At 61.8% G+C, this 17810-nt stretch carries 13 protein-coding genes; 10 read left to right on the top strand and 3 right to left on the bottom strand.

The genetic code is table 11. From position 1 onward, the window contains the following. Positions 1-18 precede the first annotated feature (18 nt). A complete protein-coding gene (locus tag M1D68_RS13915; protein WP_457967166.1) occupies positions 19-975 on the top strand; it encodes a threonine dehydratase in 957 nt (318 codons plus the stop codon). Positions 976-1063: 88 nt separating this feature from the next. Then, entirely contained in the window at positions 1064-1684 is a 621-nt protein-coding gene (locus tag M1D68_RS13910) for a TetR/AcrR family transcriptional regulator (RefSeq protein WP_420763708.1), read from the top strand. 53 nt (positions 1685-1737) lie between these two features. Here the strand turns inward: M1D68_RS13910 and M1D68_RS13905 are convergent, their stop codons facing one another. Beyond that, complete coding sequence (locus M1D68_RS13905; RefSeq protein ID WP_457967164.1) at positions 1738-3198, bottom strand: efflux transporter outer membrane subunit; 1461 nt, start codon at positions 3196-3198, stop codon at positions 1738-1740. Between the two features lie 211 nt (positions 3199-3409). Between M1D68_RS13905 and M1D68_RS13900 the strand changes: the two genes are divergently transcribed. Genes M1D68_RS13900 through fabF form a run of 3 tightly spaced genes read left to right on the top strand, consistent with a single transcriptional unit; the run spans position 3410 to position 8873 of the window. Then, positions 3410-4519, top strand: coding sequence for an efflux RND transporter periplasmic adaptor subunit (locus tag M1D68_RS13900; RefSeq protein ID WP_457967162.1), 1110 nt, complete (start codon positions 3410-3412; stop codon positions 4517-4519). After that, a complete protein-coding gene (locus tag M1D68_RS13895; RefSeq protein ID WP_457967160.1) occupies positions 4516-7578 on the top strand; it encodes an efflux RND transporter permease subunit in 3063 nt (1020 codons plus the stop codon). The genes M1D68_RS13900 and M1D68_RS13895 overlap by 4 nt, the downstream gene beginning before the upstream one ends. Then, positions 7575-8873 carry a beta-ketoacyl-ACP synthase II gene (gene fabF, locus M1D68_RS13890; protein WP_457967158.1) on the top strand — a complete coding sequence of 433 codons (1299 nt, stop codon included), beginning with the start codon at positions 7575-7577 and terminating at the stop codon, positions 8871-8873. The genes M1D68_RS13895 and fabF overlap by 4 nt, the downstream gene beginning before the upstream one ends. A gap of 7 nt (positions 8874-8880) precedes the next feature. Here the strand turns inward: fabF and M1D68_RS13885 are convergent, their stop codons facing one another. Continuing rightward, positions 8881-10095: a multidrug effflux MFS transporter gene (locus M1D68_RS13885; RefSeq protein WP_457967156.1), complete on the bottom strand. Its 1215-nt coding sequence runs from the start codon at positions 10093-10095 to the stop codon at positions 8881-8883. A gap of 196 nt (positions 10096-10291) precedes the next feature. After that, positions 10292-12520, bottom strand: a complete 2229-nt coding sequence (locus M1D68_RS13880) for a TonB-dependent siderophore receptor (protein ID WP_457967154.1) — start codon at positions 12518-12520, stop codon at positions 10292-10294. A gap of 289 nt (positions 12521-12809) precedes the next feature. Between M1D68_RS13880 and M1D68_RS13875 the strand changes: the two genes are divergently transcribed. The 5 genes from M1D68_RS13875 to M1D68_RS13855 all read left to right on the top strand — a co-directional run bounded on the left by M1D68_RS13875 (position 12810) and on the right by M1D68_RS13855 (position 17743). Then, positions 12810-13613, top strand: a complete 804-nt coding sequence (locus M1D68_RS13875) for an ABC transporter ATP-binding protein (RefSeq protein ID WP_420763715.1) — start codon at positions 12810-12812, stop codon at positions 13611-13613. Further along, positions 13610-14593 carry a FecCD family ABC transporter permease gene (locus M1D68_RS13870; protein WP_420763716.1) on the top strand — a complete coding sequence of 328 codons (984 nt, stop codon included), beginning with the start codon at positions 13610-13612 and terminating at the stop codon, positions 14591-14593. Before M1D68_RS13875 ends, M1D68_RS13870 begins: the two co-directional genes overlap by 4 nt. Then, positions 14590-15639, top strand: a complete 1050-nt coding sequence (locus M1D68_RS13865) for a FecCD family ABC transporter permease (RefSeq protein WP_457967151.1) — start codon at positions 14590-14592, stop codon at positions 15637-15639. The genes M1D68_RS13870 and M1D68_RS13865 overlap by 4 nt, the downstream gene beginning before the upstream one ends. 63 nt (positions 15640-15702) lie before the next feature. After that, positions 15703-16632 carry an iron-siderophore ABC transporter substrate-binding protein gene (locus tag M1D68_RS13860; protein WP_434559177.1) on the top strand — a complete coding sequence of 310 codons (930 nt, stop codon included), beginning with the start codon at positions 15703-15705 and terminating at the stop codon, positions 16630-16632. Positions 16633-16789: 157 nt separating this feature from the next. After that, positions 16790-17743 carry a TauD/TfdA family dioxygenase gene (locus M1D68_RS13855; protein ID WP_434564112.1) on the top strand — a complete coding sequence of 318 codons (954 nt, stop codon included), beginning with the start codon at positions 16790-16792 and terminating at the stop codon, positions 17741-17743. Positions 17744-17810 lie beyond the last annotated feature (67 nt).

Raw genomic sequence — 17810 nt, 5'->3', positions numbered from 1 at the left:
AACCCAAGGAGACCCATCATGTACGCACTGACTCTCGACGATATCGAACAAGCGGCTCGCCAGGTCTACCAGGTCATGCCCGCCACGGCCCAGTACGCCTGGCCCTTGCTGGCGCAACGCCTCGGTTGCACGGTGTGGGTCAAGCACGAAAATCATACCCCCACGGGCGCGTTCAAGGTCCGCGGCGGCATCACATTCATGGATTGGCTCAAGCGTGAGCATCCGCGAACGAAAGGCATTGTCACCGCGACCCGTGGCAACCATGGCCAGAGCCAGGCGCTGGCGGCCAGCGCGGCGGGGCTGCGGGCATTGATCGTGGTGCCGGAGGGGAACTCGGTCGAGAAGAACGACGCCATGCGCGGCTTCGGTGGCGAAGTGATCGAATACGGTCGCGATTTCGATGAGGCCCGTGAAGAAGCGGCACGCCTGGCGCAGACCCAGGGACTCTATCTTGTACCGCCGTTTCATACCGAGCTGGTCAGAGGCGTCGCCACCTACGCGCTCGAGCTGTTCAAGGCCGTGCCTGACTTGGACACCGTCTACGTGCCCATCGGCTGCGGCTCCGGGGTCTGCGCGGTCATCGCTGCCCGTGATGCCCTGGGCTTGCAAACCCAGGTCGTGGGCGTGGTGTCCACCGAGGCGACGGCGGCGAAACTGTCATTTGAAGCGGGTGAAATCCGCGAAACCGCCTCGGCCGATACCTTTGCCGACGGCCTCGCCGTGCGCAAGCCGATTGCGCAGGCCTTCGCCATCTACGGCGCTGGCGCGGCGCGCATCGTAGCGGTCAGCGACCAGGAAATTGCCGAGGCCATGCGCGTCTATTACACCGACACCCATAACCTGGCCGAAGGTGCCGGCGCGGCGGCGTTGGCGGCGCTTATCCAGGAGCGCGGGAAGATGGAAGGGAAGAAGGTCGGGGTGATTTTGTCCGGCGGTAATATCGATCGATCGGTGTATGCCCGCGTAATCGGGTAGTCAAGAGACGACAGGGCGATGGGATTGTGACTAAATCCAGGTTTCGTCATAAGTTGTCAATGGCCGTCGGGATGCGTAAGCTGCCCCGATGAACCAGCCATCCATCGCACCACCCAGCGCCCGTGGACCCGCCGATCACGACATTCGTGACCAGATCATCGCGGCCGCCCATGAACATTTCAGCCAGTACGGCTTTGGCAAGACCACGGTTTCCGACCTGGCCAAGGCTATCGGCTTCTCCAAGGCGTACATCTACAAGTTCTTCGATTCCAAGCAGGCGATCGGCGAAGCGATCTGCGCCAACTGCCTGTCGACGATCGTCGAGGCGGTGGAAGAGGCGATCAACGTAGACGGGCTGACGGCAACGGAGCGCTTGCGCAGGCTGGTCAAAACATTAGTGGTCACGGGCGTGAACCTGTTTTTCAACGACCGCAAGCTCTACGATATCGCGGCTTTCTCGGCTTCGGAGCGCTGGCCCAGTTCCCAGGCGTATAACGAACGGATCAAGAGCTTCGTGCTGGAGATCATCCGCCAAGGGCGTGAGCTCGGCGAGTTTGAACGACGCACGCCTCTGGACGAAACGGTGGAGGCCATCCACCTGGCCTTGCGGCCGTTCGTCAACCCCTTGCTGCTGCAATACAACCTCGACTTCGTCGAGGAAGCCCCCACGCTCACGACCAATCTCATTCTGCGTAGCCTGATGCCCTGAGCTTTGGCTGATGGCCACTCTTGCCGCTATTTAGTGACCATTTCTAAAAATGTTCACCTTGTCGCCACAGCTCCTTCCTCGGGAGCTTGCCAACCACCGCCAAGCGAACGGAATGCCGCGACCGCTGCCCGTGCTGATTCCGTTCGAGCTTGCGCACGGGCATCGGATGCCTGCAGCAACGTCTCGTCGGCGTTGAGCACGTCGATCAGGCTGGCGGTGCCTTTCTGGTAGGCGAAGAAGGCCGATTGACGGGCCTGGTTCAAAGACGTTTCGCCTTGGGTGAGGGTGGTCGCCTGGGTTTCGCGATTGACCAGCGCGCTAAAGGCGTTTTCGACGTCTTCAGTGGCGCGCAGCACGGACTGGCGATACGCAGCCAACGCTTCGGCTTCCTCGCCCTTGGCCTCGTCGATCCGGGCGTTGATGCGGCCAAAATCGAAGAGCCTCCAGCGCAGCCCCAGTACGCCCGCCGATTGGCTGGCGCCGCCACTGAACAAGTTACCGCCGGACACCGCCGTGGCGCTGCCGAGCAAGGCGCTGAGGGAGAACTTTGGATAGTACTCGGCGACGGCCTCGCCGATGCGCGCATCGGAGGCCGCAAGGTGGCGCTCGGCGACGATCAGGTCTGGCCGGCGACGTAGCAGGTCCGCCGGCGTTCCGGTTGTGGTTATTTGTGGGGCGAGGGGAATGTCGCGACGCTCGGCCAATAGCGGCCGATGGGTGCCGGGCGGAGTGCCGAGCATGACATCCAAGGCGTTCATCGCGGCATCCAGGCCGGTCTGCAGGACCGGTAACGTTGCCTGGACTTGTGCCAGTTGCCCCTCGGTCTGGCGAACCTGATAGCTGGCGGCGAGGCCTTTGTTGGACAGCAATTGGACTTTTTCCAGCAGGTCTTGCTGCGTCCTGACCTGTCGGTTTGCAATGTCCAGCCGGGCCTGCAGTCCACGAACGGTGATGTAGGTGTCGGCGACCTGCGCGGCGACCGCCAAGCGCGTGGCGACCGCACCGGCCTCGGACGCCTGGTAGTCCGCCAGCGCTGCTTCGCGTCCACGCCGCAGGCCGCCGAAGGCATCTATCTCCCAACTGGCGCCGAGGTTGAGTTCGTAGGAACTTCCGTATCGATCATAGCCAGGCGTTGAATCGAGCACCTGGCCGAGCGGGGTCTCCACCGACTGGTAGGCGCGCGCGGCCTGGCCACTGATATTTCCCGAGGGCAGCAAAGCGGCGTTCGCTGCGCCCAGTCCGGCCCGTGCCTGCATCACGCGCGCCGATGCCTGCGCCAAGTCCAGGTTTTGTTCAAGGGCCTTGGTGACAAACACCGTGAGGTTTGGATCACCAAACGCTTCCCACCAGACAATCGAGTCGGCCCGAACGCTCGCGGACCGCTGTTCGGCCAGAGGCTGGCCTACGTAACGACTCGAAAGTGGAACTGCGGGACGATGGTAGTCCGGGCCGACCGCGCAACCTGTCAACAAGCCGGTGCTCAGAAAAAAAGCCAGGGGGCGCAAGGGTGGCATGGAAAATTCCTCGAGTCGATGCGGATTGTGACCATATCATAAGATGGTCACAAGCTGTCAATTGGCTTCCAGGCAGAGCTAACGGACAATTGTTAAGCGCAACACGGCTTGAAGGCTGACGGTCATAGTGCAAGGGTCGTGACGATTGACAGATATGGTCACTCGAATGAGAATGCGCCTTCCATCCTGTCCGCTCATGAAAAGGGACCTTATGCTCCGGCGCCGACCTGTCACCCTTGCCGCTTGCTTGCTGCCTCTCGTCCTGACGGCGTGTGGCGAGTCATCCACCGAGAAAGATCCACGCACGCTTGCGCCCATCGTGAGGGTCGCGCAAGTTTTGGGTTCGCCCGACCGGTCACGTTCGTTTACCGGCGTGGTCACGGCCAGGGTCCAGAGCGACCTGGGCTTTCGCGTGTCGGGCAAGGTCCTCGAGCGGCTGGTCGACACCGGCCAGACGGTCAAGCGCGGCCAGCCACTGATGCGCCTGGACCCTGTCGACCTGGGGCTGCAAGCGCGAGCACAACAGGAGGCCGTCGCCGCCGCTCGGGCGAGGGCGAAGCAGACCGCCGATGACGAGGCTCGTTACCGAGACCTCGTCGCTGCCGGCGCCATTTCCGCCTCGGGCTACGACCAGATCAAGGCCGCCGCCGATACCGCAAGGGCGCAACTCAGCGCGGCCCAGGCCCAGGCTGACGTTGCCCGCAACGCTTCTGGTTATGCCGTGCTGCTCGCCGACGCCGATGGCGTTGTGATGGAAACGCTCGCCGAGCCCGGGCAAGTTGTCGCTCTTGGACAAATCGTGGTTCGACTGGCCCGGGCAGGCCAGCGCGAAGCCGTAGTGCAACTGCCTGAAACCCTGCGGCCGACGTCGGGGTCAGTCGCCCAGGCGACGCTGTACGGCAATGCCAGCGAGGCGGTCAATGCGAAGCTGAGGTTGCTGTCGGATTCCGCCGACCCTGTAACGCGCACCTTCGAGGCGCGTTACGTGTTGGAGGGCGCGCTGGCCAGCGCACCGCTGGGTTCCACGGTCACGCTCCGGGTCGCCGCGGGGCCTCGGACGGAACAGGCACTGCAAGTTCCGATCGCTGCCATTTTCGACTCGGGCAAAGGCAGTGGTGTCTGGGTCATCACGGGCGAACCGGCGACAGTCGCCTGGCGTCCGGTGAAGGTCGTCGGCTTGAGCGACGACGCCGCGCAGGTCTTGGGCGAGCTGAAAATGGGCGAGCAGATCGTTGCGCTCGGCGCCCATCTGCTGCACGAGGGCGAGGCGGTGCGTCTTGCGCAACCGCAAGACGTGAAGGTTGCGGGGAATCGCCAATGAGCTTCAACCTCTCCGCGCTCGCCGTCCGCGAGCGTTCCATCACGGTATTCCTGCTGTTGCTGATCGCCGTTGCGGGTGTCCTCGCTTTTTTCCAGCTCGGCCGCGCGGAAGACCCACCCTTCACGGTAAAGCAACTGACGGTCATCACCGCCTGGCCAGGCGCGACAGCCCAGGAAATGCAAGACCAGGTCGCCGAACCGCTGGAAAAACGCCTGCAAGAATTGAAGTGGTACGACCGCACGGAAACCTATACCCGTCCCGGCCTTGCGTTCACGATGGTGTCGCTGGTCGATCGGACGCCACCGTCGCAAGTGCAGGAAGAGTTCTACCAGGCGCGCAAGAAGCTGGCTGACGAGGCGATCAAACTGCCGCCCGGGGTTATAGGGCCGATGGTCAATGATGAATTTTCCGACGTGACCTTCGCCTTGTTCGCCCTGAAAGCCAAAGGCGAGCCGCAACGACGGCTGGTGCGTGATGCCGAAGCGCTGCGCCAACAACTGCTGCATGTGCCAGGCGTGAAGAAGATCAACATCATCGGCGAGCAGGCCGAACGGATCTTCGTGTCCTTTTCCCACGATCGCTTGGCGACCCTGGGTGTGTCGCCCCAGGATATTTTTACCGCCCTCAACAGCCAGAACATGCTCACGCCCGCCGGCTCCATCGAAACCGTCGGGCCGCAGGTGTTCCTGCGCCTGGATGGCGCTTTCGACAAGCTGCAGAAGATTCGCGACACGCCGGTCGTGGTACAGGGGCGCTCGCTGAAGCTGTCGGACGTGGCGACTGTCGAGCGCGGCTATGAAGAACCCGCCACGTTCCTGGTGCGCAACGGTGGCGAAGAGGCGTTGTTATTGGGCGTGATCATGCGCGAGGGCTGGAATGGCCTGGACCTGGGCAAGGCCTTGGATACGCAGATCAGCAAGATCAACCAAGACATGCCGCTGGGCATGGCGCTGACCAAGGTTACCGATCAATCGGTCAATATCGACTCGGCGGTCGGCGAGTTCATGGTCAAGTTCTTCGTCGCGCTGCTGGTGGTGATGATTGTCTGTTTCCTCAGCATGGGCTGGCGCGTGGGTGTCGTGGTCGCGGCGGCCGTGCCGTTGACGTTGGCCGTGGTGTTCGTGGTCATGGCCGCCACCGGCAAGAATTTCGACCGAATCACCCTCGGCTCCCTGATCCTCGCGCTCGGTTTGTTGGTGGACGACGCGATCATCGCCATTGAAATGATGGTGGTGAAAATGGAGGAGGGCTACGACCGGATCAAGGCCAGCGCGTATGCCTGGAGCCACACGGCCGCACCGATGTTGTCCGGCACGCTGGTGACCGCCATCGGCTTCATGCCCAACGGGTTCGCGCAATCGACCGCTGGCGAATACACCAGCAACATGTTCTGGATCGTCGGCATCGCGCTGATTGCTTCCTGGGTGGTCGCGGTGGCATTCACACCGTACCTGGGCGTGAAATTGTTGCCCGACATCAAGCAGGTCGAAGGCGGGCACGCGGCCATCTACAACACCCGGCACTACAACCGTTTCCGCCGAGTGCTGACGCGAGTCATCGCGCGCAAATGGTGGGTGGCCGGTACGGTGATCGCGACATTCGTGGTGGCGATCCTCGGCATGGGCCTGGTGAAAAAACAGTTCTTTCCGACCTCGGATCGGCCCGAGGTGCTGGTGGAAGTGCAGATGCCGTACGGCACCTCCATCGAGCAAACCAGCGCCACCACCGCCAGGGTCGAGGCCTGGCTGCAACAACAGGAAGAGGCCCGGATCGTCACCGCCTACATCGGCCAAGGTGCGCCGCGTTTCTACCTGGCGATGGCGCCGGAACTTCCCGATCCGTCATTTGCCAAGATTGTCGTGCTGACGGACAGCCAGCAAGCACGCGAAGCCCTCAAGTTCCGTCTCCGCGAAGCGATCGCCCAAGGGCTGGCTCCCGAGGCGCGGGTGCGGGTCACTCAATTGGTGTTCGGCCCGTATTCACCGTTCCCCGTGGCGTATCGTGTGATGGGCCCTGATTCGACGAAGCTGCGCGAGATCGCCAGTCAGGTCCAGGGCATCATGCAGGCGAGCCCGATGATGAGGACCGTCAACACCGACTGGGGACCCTTGGTGCCGACGCTGCATTTCAATCTTGACCAGAACCGCTTGCAAGCGGTGGGGCTGACGTCCAATGCGGTCGCCCAGCAATTGCAATTTCTGCTCAGCGGCGTGCCGATCACGGCAGTGCGCGAGGACATCCGTTCGGTGCAGGTGATCGGCCGCGCCGCCGGTGACATCCGCCTCGACCCCGCGCGGATCGAAGGTTTCACCCTAGTGGGCGCGACAGGCCAGCGCATTCCGCTGTCCCAGGTCGGCGAGGTGGATGTGCGCATGGAAGATCCGATCCTGCGCCGTCGTGATCGCACGCCGACCATGACGGTGCGCGGCGATATTGCCGAAGGCCTGCAGCCACCGGACGTCTCCAGCGCGATCATCAAGCAACTGCAACCGGTCATCGACACGTTGCCCGCCGGCTACCGGATCGAGCAGGCGGGCGCCATCGAGGAGTCGGGCAAGGCCGGCAAGGCCATCGTGCCGCTGGTGCCGATCATGGTCGCCTTGACGTTGCTGATCATCATCCTGCAAGTGCGCTCGATCTCGGCGATGATCATGGTGTTCTTGACGGCGCCACTGGGGCTGATCGGCGTCGTGCCGACATTGCTGATTTTCAATCAGCCATTTGGTATCAATGCATTGGTCGGCCTGATCGCCCTGTCGGGCATTCTCATGCGCAATACGCTGATCCTGATCGGGCAAATCCATCACAACGCCAACGAAGGGCTCGATCCGTTCCATGCGGTGATCGAGGCCACGGTGCAGCGTGCACGGCCGGTGTTGCTCACGGCACTGGCGGCAATCCTGGCATTCATCCCCCTGACACATTCGGTGTTCTGGGGCACGCTGGCCTACACCCTGATCGGCGGCACGTTCGTCGGCACCATCATGACGCTGGTGTTCCTGCCGGCGATGTATTCCATCTGGTTCAAGATCCGTCCTGATACGAAGAGGGCTTCATGAAAAATCGCGAAGGTCAAAAACGCATCGTCATCACTGGCGTAGGCATCGTCGGCCCGCTGGGCTGCGGGGTGGAAGAGGTCTGGCAGCGCTTGCTGGCCGGGCAATCCGGCATTCGCAACCTGTCCGCCGACATCACCGACGGGACCGGCGTCGCCGTGGGGGGGCAGGTGCCGACCTTGGAAGAGGACGGTATCGCCGGTTACGACCCGGAGCGCCTCATCGCGCCCAAGGATCGCAAGAAGATGGACCGCTTCATCGAGTTCGCCCTGGTGGCGGCTCACGAAGCCTTGGAGCAGGCGGGCTGGCATCCTGTTGATCCCGTCCATCAGGAGCGGACTGCCACGATCATTTCTTCGGGCGTGGGTGGTTTCGCCACGATTGCCGATGCGGTGCGCACCACCGATGCTCGCGGTCCACGTCGACTGTCGCCGTTCACCGCGCCGGCTTTCCTGGCCAACATGGCGGCCGGGCAGGTGTCCATCCGGCATGGTTTCAAAGGGCCGCTAGGTGCGCCCGTTACCGCTTGTGCTGCCGGCGTACAAGCCATTGGCGATGCCGCTCGGCTGATCAAGAGTGGCGAGGCGGACATTGCCATCTGCGGCGGCACCGAGGCGGCGATCGACCGCGTGACGTTGGGCTGCTTCGCGGCGGCGCGGGCACTGTCCACGGGATTTGCCGAGCGACCACAAGAGGCCTCGCGGCCGTTCGATCGGGAGCGCGACGGCTTCGTCATGGCCGAAGGCGCCGGGTTGCTGGTGATCGAGTCGCTGGAACACGCCCTGGCCCGGGGCGCCAAGCCCCTGGCGGAGTTGGTGGGGTATGGCACCAGCGCCGATGCCTACCACCTGACCGCGGGCCCGGAGGATGGCAACGGCGCCCGCCGCGCCATGGAGCAGGCGTTGCGCCAGGCAGATCTCAACCCCAGCGAAGTGCAGCACATCAATGCCCACGCGACGTCCACCCAGGTGGGTGATGCCGGTGAGCTGGCGGCGATCCGCGCGGTTTTTGGCACGAACGGCGGCGCGGGCGCAGGCGTGGCGATCACTTCTACCAAATCAGCCACTGGCCACTTGTTGGGCGCGGCCGGCGGCATCGAAGCGATCTTCACGGTTTTGGCGCTGCGTGATCAGGTCGTGCCGCCGACGCTGAACCTGATGCATCCCGACGAGGCAGCCAACGGCCTCGATCTGGTTGGCCTGAAGGCCCGGAAAATGCCGATCACCCATGCACTGTCGAATGGGTTCGGTTTTGGTGGCGTCAATGCCAGCGTGTTATTCCGTCGTTGGGACGATTGACGCCGCGTCAGCGGCGCAAGCGGAACAGCACCAGCGCGACCAGGCAGGTCAACGCCTGTATCGCGCCCAGTGTGGCGATGGGTGAAAAGCTCAGCACGGCGGCGAGCCAGGTGGTCAACGCTGCCGCACCCATGGAGAGAAAACCCAGCAGCGCCGAGGCCATCCCGGCCTCTTTGCCGAAAGGTCCCATGGTGATCGCCGTGCCCAAGGGGTTCGCCAGGCCCATGCCCCACAGGAACGTCACCATCGACACCGCATACCAGCCAAGCCCCGGGCTGGCCGGCCCCACGATGAGCAAACCACCGCCGATCATGGCGCAGGCAATGCCCAGCAGGGCGGTGTTACCTGGGCCAAAACGTCGGGCCAGGCGAGGAGCGGCCAGGCCGGCGGCGAACACCACAAACACCGTTGATGCGAAATACAGGCCGGCCTGCAGGGACGTCAGGCCGATGCCTTTCATGAGAATGGCCGGGGCAGCGGCGAATGACGCGAACAGACCGCTGAGCAACAGGCTCATCGACAGGGCAGGGAGGATGAAACGCTTGTCCACCATCAGCCTGGCGTAAGCGCGCACCACACTGCCGGTAGAGTGCGGCGCCCGGCGGTCGGCGGGATGGGTTTCGCCAAGATCGCGTACATAGAAGAACGCCAGCACCACGGCGGCCAATCCCACCAGGATGAAGATGGCGCGCCATCCGAGCGTGACGGACAGCACGCTGCCCGCCAAGGGTGAGAAACCTGGCGCAGCGGCCGTGGCGACCATCGTCAATGACAGGGCGCGGGCCAGTGTCTCGCCTTCGAACAGATCCCGTGCGATGGCCCGCGACAGCACCGAGGCCGCGCACACGCCCAGTGCTTGAACGACGCGGCCGGCAATCAGTACCTCAAGGGTGGTGGCGAGGCCGCCGATGACGGTGCCGACTATGAACACCGAGAGTCCGCCCAGCACCAGTTTCTGCCGTCCATAACGGTCAGCCAACGGCCCGACCACCAACTGACCCAGGGCAAAGGTGACGAAGTAACTGGAGAGCGTCAGGCCCAGTTCGCGGGCGGTCACGCCGAGATCATCACCGATCACCGGGAACGCAGGGAGGATGATATTGGTGGAGAGCATGCCGATGGCCGCGAGGCCGGCGAGCAGTGCGACGATTCGGCCGGTCAGGGCTGGGCTCGATGCGAGTGGCTGCGCGTCTGCAATCGCTGATGCATTCCCAGTTTCCATGAATCAATCCCCTTGGCCGGTTTTTGTCTGGCTTATGATGATCGTAATATGACGATCGTCATCCGATGCGTCAAGGTCAAAAGAGGATTCAGAAGGATGGGGGCGATGAAGGGAATTCGAACGGGCGCAGAGAGGTGTTTGTACGGTGTGAAATGAGTCCGGTCGACGCCTGTCGGCGCCGACCGAGCCAGAGGTTTTACCAGCGGAAGTTGACGGAGGTCACCAATTCACGCTCGTCGCCGTAGCGGCAAGTGGACGCTTCACAATAGACGTATTTTTTATTCGTCACGTTGTTGGCGTTAAGGGATATGTCCCAGTTCTTGTCGATCTGGTAGCTCGCCATGGCATCGAACAGCGTGTAGGCCGGCATTTGCGAATCGATGCCGGACGCCTGGGTGGTTCCCTTGTAGCGCGCGCCGCCGCCGACTTTCAGCTGTGGGACGCCGAAGAGGGCGAAGTTGTAATCAGCCCACAAGGCGGCCTGATGGTAAGGCGTGTCCTCGCTGCGTTGGCCTACTTCGCTTTGAATCTGGCTTTTGGTAATACGCGCATCGGTGTAGGCGTACGACGCGATAACCGTCAGTTGAGGTGTGACGTCTGCCTTGGCTTCCAATTCCAAACCTCGAGAACGCTGTTCGCCAATCTGCTGGGGATTGCCGCCAGCCTGGTCGCGTTTCACGACATTTTCCTGTGTTAACTCATAGACCGCTGCGCTGAGCAATATATTGCTGCCAGGGGGTTGGTAGCGGATGCCGACTTCGTACTGCTTGCCTTCGGTAGGATCGAAGGTCTGGTCCGTTGCTTCAGCCACTGCGACCGGGAAGAACGATTCGCTGTAGCTGATATAAGGAGCCAGGCCGTTATCGGCCTGGTACACCAGGCCCGCGCGCCAAGTGGTGGATTCGTCGTCCTGGCTCAGCTTCTCGCCGGTGGCGAAGCCTTCCTGATCCTGATCTGCCCAATCGTGGCGACCACCGAGCAGCAATAGCCAATGATCGTCGAACTTGATCTGGTCTTGCAGGTAGATACCTGTCTGGAAGGTATCGATCTGTGAACCGCGGTCGCGGCTCCGGCTCTTGTCCACTATCACCGGCTGTCCGTAGTTGTAGTCGCCAATATTAATAGACGGGCTTCCCGGGAACGGGCGGCTGTCTCGGAAGTTATGCGAATCATATGAGGCATCGTAGGTATCGGCACCCACCAGGAAGGTGTTTTCAATCCCGCCAATGTTCCAACGCGTCTCGATGTTGGTGTCGCTGGCCAGCGCCCGGGAACGCTCGCGCCGATCACTGTACTGGCGACGAAGGACGCCGGTATTGGCCGCTCCGTTGATGGCCGCCGCGCTGGTCTGTGCCTGCATGTATTTCCACTTCACATCCGCTTCGTAGTAACGCAACTTGTTGCTGATACGGGTGTGTTCATCGAACCGGTGTTCGAATTCGTAGCCGATGGCGGACATCTCGCCATTCATATCATCGTAGTCGGGTTCGCCGATGAAATCGTGTCGGCCGATCTTGACCGGCCCGTTGCCCACGCCCTTGACCAATTGATAGGGCAGCGGGGCGGAGAAGCGCGTGTCGCTCTTTTGATAAAACGAGAGCAGGGTCAGCGAGGTGTCTTCATCGGGGCGCCAGGTGAGGGCCGGGGCAATGTAGAGCTTGTCGTCGTTGATGTAGTCCTGTTGGGTGTCGCTGTCACGCTTGAGCATGGTCAGGCGGTAGCTGAGGACATCGCTGTCACCGAGCGGGCCGCTGAAATCGGCGGTCAGTTGCTTGCGATCATGGTTGCCGTATTGCAGCCCCAGCTCATGCAATGGGGTTTCGGTCGGACGCTTGCTGACACCGTTGACGAAGCCGCCAGGCGACAGTTGGCCGTAGAGCACCGAAGCCGCGCCACGGACGACTTCCACGCGTTCCAGGCCATAGGGTTCCTGGACGCCATCGTAGGAGTTGTACTGCAAACGCATGCCGTCGCGCAGGGAGCCACCCGTGGCGGATTCGACGTCGAAGCCGCGCATGCGGAACCGATCTGCCGTGCGGTTGAAGCTGCTCGGTTGGCTGGTGAAGCCCGGGGTGTAGCTGAGGGCGTCCGCCATGGTGTCGGACTTGCGATCGCGCATTTCATCGGCGGTGACCACGGACACCGATTGCGGCGTTTCAGTGATGGCCGCGTTGGACTTGGTGGCACTGCCGTTGCGCAGCGCGACTTTGCCGGCCAGCGGCGCCGTGGGGTTTTCCACGGCGGCGGCATTGATGTTGATTTCGCCGAGTTGAAGAGGAGCGTTGGCTGCAGCCTCTTCTTGTGCGGCGATCGCCTGTGCTGAAAAGATGCTCCCCAAAGCCAGGGCCAGAGTGCTCAAGTGAAACGCTGGATGACGCGAGACGTAACGTTTTTCGGTGCCAACTGTTGTTTTTCTTACGAGCATCGAGGAAGTCCTTGAGGATTGTTATTGATCTTCGCAAGCCTATCGTCCCGGTCCGGCGGCAGGGCAGGCGAGCGAAGTTAGTGTCTACTGGCCATAATCTGACTGTGAATGATAAGGGTTTGCATTAATATTGTCAGGCTTGTAGGGAATTTATTTTAGTTTCGACATATTCTGTGCCGCACTTTTTAGCCTGCGGTGGGTTTTCCGGCGTTGTTACCGGGAAACGAATGCGCGGGATCTGTACGATGGACGATTCGATCAGGCCCTCTTGGGCGGTGGAGGGACGGTCATGCTGAAAGCCAGCAATGTGCGGCTGAGCTATGGCGAGCAACAGATTCTCAACGGTGTCAGCCTGGACATTCCCGAAGGCTGCTTCACGGCGTTGATCGGGGCCAACGGCTGTGGCAAGACCACACTCTTGAATGTGCTGGCACATATGCTGCGCCCAAGCGCGGGTGAGGTGCACCTGTCCGGCAAGGCTCTGGGGCAGTATTCGCGCCGGGCGCTGGCGCAGCGCATGGCGTTGTTGCCCCAGCGCACTACGTCACCGGCCGGCATGAGCGTGCGAGAGCTTGTGATGCAGGGACGTTTCCCCTGGCAGAGCTGGTGGCGGCAATGGTCCGAACAGGATCAGCAGGCAATCGACCGTGCCATCGAACTGGCGGGCATCGCACCGTTGCTCGATCGCTCGTTGGCCACCCTGTCGGGTGGACAACTGCAGCGCTGCTGGATTGCCATGACCTTGGCCCAGGACACCCCAGTGATCCTGTTGGACGAGCCCACGACGTTTCTCGATATCGCTCATCAGATCACCTTGCTCGAACTGCTGGTGGACCTGCGCGAGCAAGGCAAGACCGTCGTCGCCGTGCTTCACGATCTCAACCAGGCCGCGCGTTATGCCGATCACCTGGTGATGATGCGTGAAGGCCGCTTGCTGGCCCAAGGTGCGCCCGCTGAAGTCTTTACCCGTGAGAATCTCAAGGCGGTCTTCGACCTGGACGCGCACATCATCACCGACCCTTATTCGGGCGACCCGCTGTGCGTTCCGCAAACCACCCGTAGCCAGCCATCGGCTGTGCGGGAGGCGATGTGAGTCACGGTTTGCGAATACCGGTGTGGCTGGGCCTGCTGGTCGCCATCGCCTTGGCCGCGCTGCTGCACCTGGCGGTTGGCGCCAAGAGCATCCCTTGGAACGAGGCCTGGCAGGCACTGGTGGCGTATGCGCCGGACAACGCCGATCAGAGCGTCATCCGTGGCAGCCGCCTGCCACGCTTGCTGGTTGCCATGCTGGTGGGCGCCAGCCTTGGCCTGGCGGGAGTGATCATGCAGGCGGTAGGTGACAACCCCCTGGCCGACCCCGGCATTCTCGGCATCAACAGCGGCGCGGCATTGTTCGTGGTGTTCGGCTTGTTGGTGCTGCCCGGCCACGACCTGTCGATGATCCCATTGTTTGCTTTCAGCGGTGCCCTGGTGGCAGCCATTGGTGTCCTGCTGCTGGCGGGCAGGGGCCATAACCCGATTCGACTGACCTTGTCCGGCGCGATGATCGCGGCGTTGTTCAGCGCCATCACGTCAATCCTGCTGTTGCTCGACCAGCAGGGGCTCGACAGCCTTCGCCGCTGGCTCACCGGGTCGATCGGCGTGACCGGAGGCTCGATGCAGGCATGGGTCTGGCCTTATGTGGTGTTGGGCATGGTCTTGTGCCTGGTCAATGTCCGGGCCTTGAACGCCCATCGGCTCGGTCCGCAGGCTGCGGCCGGCATGGGCGTCAACTTGTTGAAAATGCGCCTGTTCGGGCTGGCTTCCGTGGTGCTGCTGTCAGGATGCGCCGTGGCGCTGGCGGGACCGATCGGTTTTGTCGGGTTGGTGGTGCCCCATGCGGCGCGGCTGTTGTTTGGCGATGATTATCGACGGCTATTGCTGGCCGCGCCGCTGCTCGGCGCGTTGCTGCTGATCCTGGCGGACATTGCCGCACGAACCGTTGTGCGCCCCTTTGAGCTGAACACCGGGATTGTCACGGCACTGATCGGCGGGCCGATTTTCGTCGCGTTGGTGTTGAGGAAAGTCAAATGACGCGCGTTGGGCTGATCTTGCCCAGGGCACTGCCATTACTGCCTTGGGTGGCCCGGCCCATCGACGTGATTTCGGTGCTGGCCCTGATGTTCGCATTGGTAGCCTTATCGTTGTACGCGTTGACTGTCGGCAGTTATTCGTTGGGGGTTGTCCAGGCCTGGCAAGCGCTGTGGGCGCCTGAACAGGTCGACTCGACGACGCGCAATCTGCTTTGGGAATTGCGACTGCCACGTGTGGCCCTGGCGATCCTCGCCGGCATGGCCATGTCGCTGGCCGGCCTGTTGATGCAGTCGTTGACGCGCAATCCGCTGGCGGCGCCGGGCCTGGTGGGCGTGGAGTCGGGCGCCAGTGTGACGATGCTGCTGATCATTGTGCTCTGGCCCACGCTGTTGCCCCTTGAGCTCTATCCATTGGCGGCACTGGCGGGCGGGTTGGCCGTGGCATTCTTCGTCGCGCTGCTGTCGTGGCGCCAGGGGATTTCGCCGCTGCGGTTGATCCTTGTCGGCGTTGGGCTCACCGCGATGCTCAGTGCAGTAGCCGATTTACTGATCACCTACGGCAACATCGACCAGGTCGAGTCGGCCCTGATGTGGCTGGGCGGCAGCTTGCACCGGGCCGGTTGGCCGCAGGTTCACAGCCTCGGCACCTGGCTGTTGCTCGCGGGGGTTCCCTTGCTGTTTTTTCACCGTCAATTGAACCTGTTGCAGTTGGGCGAAAAAGTCGCGCTGAGCCGGGGCCTGAACGTCACGGGTGTCATGGCTTTCCTATTGCTGTGCAGTGTCATGCTGACAGCGGCCGCCGTGGCGAACGTCGGTACCATGACTTTCGTCGGGCTGGTGGCGCCGCACCTGGCGCGCCAACTGGCAGGCGATCGCCACGGTGCGCTGATGCCTTTGTCGGCGTTGATGGGGGCATTGCTGGTACTGGCGGGGGATACACTGGGCAGGTGGCTGTTCCCACCGCTGCAATTACCGGCGGGGCTGGTGGTTGCAATTATCGGCGCGCCTTATCTGATCATATTGTTGGCGCGTCAACGCAGTCGCTGAAAACACAGCGGCGCTTATCTTGAAATTATCGGAGGCAAACGCGTGCGGGTAGGGATGAGAGAAGTGTTCAAGAGGTTGTTTGGCATGCTGTGCGTGCCGTTTGCATTGATGTCGATGCACGCTGGCGCTGCCGAAACCAAAGTGTTCGAGAACAGTTTCGGTCGTGTCGAGGTGCCTGTTTCACCCCACTGCATTGTCTCCCTGCACGATTTCAGCCTGACCGATCAGTTGCTCGAATTGGGTATCAAGCCCTGCGGATCGACAGGCAGGAAGAAGCTGTTTTCGGACGTGCTGTTTCGCGGCGCCCAGGAGCGCTTCGACGTGACGGGCATTCAATACATCGGCTCGCACCAATCTCCTGACCTGGAAGCCATCGCCGCCCTGAAGCCTGACCTGATTGTCGGCCTGTCTTATCACGCGGACCTAAAGGAAAAGCTCAGCAAAATCGCACCGGTCGTGCTGCTGCCCTCCCGGGAAAGCGACATCAAGACCTACGCCAGGCAGCTCGCCGAGCTGGTCGGCAAGCAGCAGCGTTACGAAGAAATGCTCCATGAATACGAATGGGTCGTCAGCGAGTTCAAGAAGCGGGTCAAGGACCCTTCGCGGATCACGGTCACGACGCTCGAGGTCTATACCGATGGTTTCCAGTTGATCGGCCGTGGCGGGATGGATGACGTCATCAAGGATTTCGGCCTGGGCCGTGTCGCCGCCTATCGCGAAGCGCGCCAGAACGTGCCCTACAGCCTGGAGCGAATCGGCGACTTCGACAGTGATTTCATTATCGACACATACGAAGAACTGCTCGATTCGGAAGCGAGCACGGCTGCGTTTCGCCAGTCGCCGCAATGGCAGAACCTGTTTGCGGTGAAGAACCGCCAGTTTCTGTACCTGAACCGCAGCCGCTATGCCGATACGATGCAGGGCTTGCTGGGTTCCGCCTACCTGTTGATGTCTCATATCGCTGAGCGGGAGAGCATGCTTCAGGCCAAATGATTTGTGTCGATTGTCATACAAACGTCATTAATGACAATGATTCTCTATTGCAGTTGTTACTCGTTTGTAATAGTTTGTGCTCTCGAAAAATCACGCTCATCGGAATGGCGAGGGATCACAAATGGAAACTGGTTTGGCGCGTGCACAGGTTCAACCCATGGAAGGCGTACCGGGCGACGAACAGACCTTGCCATTTATCTTCCACGCGCCGGGCGCGGGGGCTGCGTGGCAGGACAGCCGGGCGCAGATCCTGCAAGCAGTCGAGGCGCAGTTACCGCGAGCGGGCGGCATCCTGTTTCGTGGCTTTGTGTTCAATGGCGAAGCGGACTTTGAAGCATTCGCCCGCGGTTTTGGTCATGAACTGCTGACCTACGACTACGCCTCAACGCCGCGCACCAAGCTCAACAACCGGGTCTACACGTCGACCGAGTACCCGGCCCACCAAGTGATCCCTCTACACAACGAGCAGTCCTACTCGCTTAACTGGCCAATGAAAATCTGGTTCCACTGCATGCAGGCCTCTGCGGTGGGCGGTGAAACCCCCATTGCCGACAGCCGCAAGGTCTACCAGCAACTCGACCCCGCCATACGTCAGCGTTTCGCCGAGAAGCGCCTGATGTACGTGCGCAACTATGGCAACGGCCTCGACTTGCCCTGGCAACAGGCGTTCAGCACGGAAGACCGTTCACAAGTCGAACATTTCTGCCGCGCCAACCAGATCCAGTTCCAATGGAAAGAGGACGGCGAGCTGTCCACCCGCCAGATCTGCCAGGCCGTGGCCCAGCACCCGGTGACTGGGGAGTGGGTGTGGTTCAACCAGGCGCATCTGTTCCATATCTCCAATCTCGCCGCACCCGTGCGCGAGACGCTGATTTCCATCGTCGGTGAAGAGGGCGTGCCACGTAACGTTTTCTACGGTGATGGCTCGCCTATCGAGCTTGATGCCCTGGAGCATGTCCGTGCCGTATTGCAGCGCTGCCAGGTGAGCTTTCCCTGGCAAGCCGGTGACGTGCTGATGCTCGACAACATGCTGGTGGCCCATGGCCGTTCGACATTCCAGGGCGCGCGAAAGGTCGTGGTCGCCATGGCCGAGCCTGCTTCCGCGAACTGAGCTAGACGCTCTTGCAGACAGCCGTCACATGGGGCGGCTCATTCAGAACAAGCAAAATGAAGGACAT

The sequence above is a fragment of the Pseudomonas sp. R4-84 genome (assembly GCF_054130985.1).
The sequence above is the reverse complement of the archived record's forward strand: the minus strand, read 5'-3'. Positions and strand labels throughout refer to the sequence as shown.

What these genes read in the sequence shown, in the direction of transcription:
- M1D68_RS13880 (WP_457967154.1), bottom strand. Translation starts at nt 12,520, where the DNA reads ATGCTCGTAAGAAAAACAACAGTTGGCACCGAAAAACGTTACGTCTCG.
- M1D68_RS13915 (WP_457967166.1), top strand. Translation starts at nt 19, where the DNA reads ATGTACGCACTGACTCTCGACGATATCGAACAAGCGGCTCGCCAGGTC.
- M1D68_RS13895 (WP_457967160.1), top strand. Translation starts at nt 4,516, where the DNA reads ATGAGCTTCAACCTCTCCGCGCTCGCCGTCCGCGAGCGTTCCATCACG.
- M1D68_RS13865 (WP_457967151.1), top strand. Translation starts at nt 14,590, where the DNA reads ATGACGCGCGTTGGGCTGATCTTGCCCAGGGCACTGCCATTACTGCCT.
- M1D68_RS13875 (WP_420763715.1), top strand. Translation starts at nt 12,810, where the DNA reads ATGCTGAAAGCCAGCAATGTGCGGCTGAGCTATGGCGAGCAACAGATT.
- M1D68_RS13905 (WP_457967164.1), bottom strand. Translation starts at nt 3,198, where the DNA reads ATGCCACCCTTGCGCCCCCTGGCTTTTTTTCTGAGCACCGGCTTGTTG.
- fabF (WP_457967158.1), top strand. Translation starts at nt 7,575, where the DNA reads ATGAAAAATCGCGAAGGTCAAAAACGCATCGTCATCACTGGCGTAGGC.
- M1D68_RS13910 (WP_420763708.1), top strand. Translation starts at nt 1,064, where the DNA reads ATGAACCAGCCATCCATCGCACCACCCAGCGCCCGTGGACCCGCCGAT.
- M1D68_RS13855 (WP_434564112.1), top strand. Translation starts at nt 16,790, where the DNA reads ATGGAAGGCGTACCGGGCGACGAACAGACCTTGCCATTTATCTTCCAC.
- M1D68_RS13900 (WP_457967162.1), top strand. Translation starts at nt 3,410, where the DNA reads ATGCTCCGGCGCCGACCTGTCACCCTTGCCGCTTGCTTGCTGCCTCTC.
- M1D68_RS13885 (WP_457967156.1), bottom strand. Translation starts at nt 10,095, where the DNA reads ATGGAAACTGGGAATGCATCAGCGATTGCAGACGCGCAGCCACTCGCA.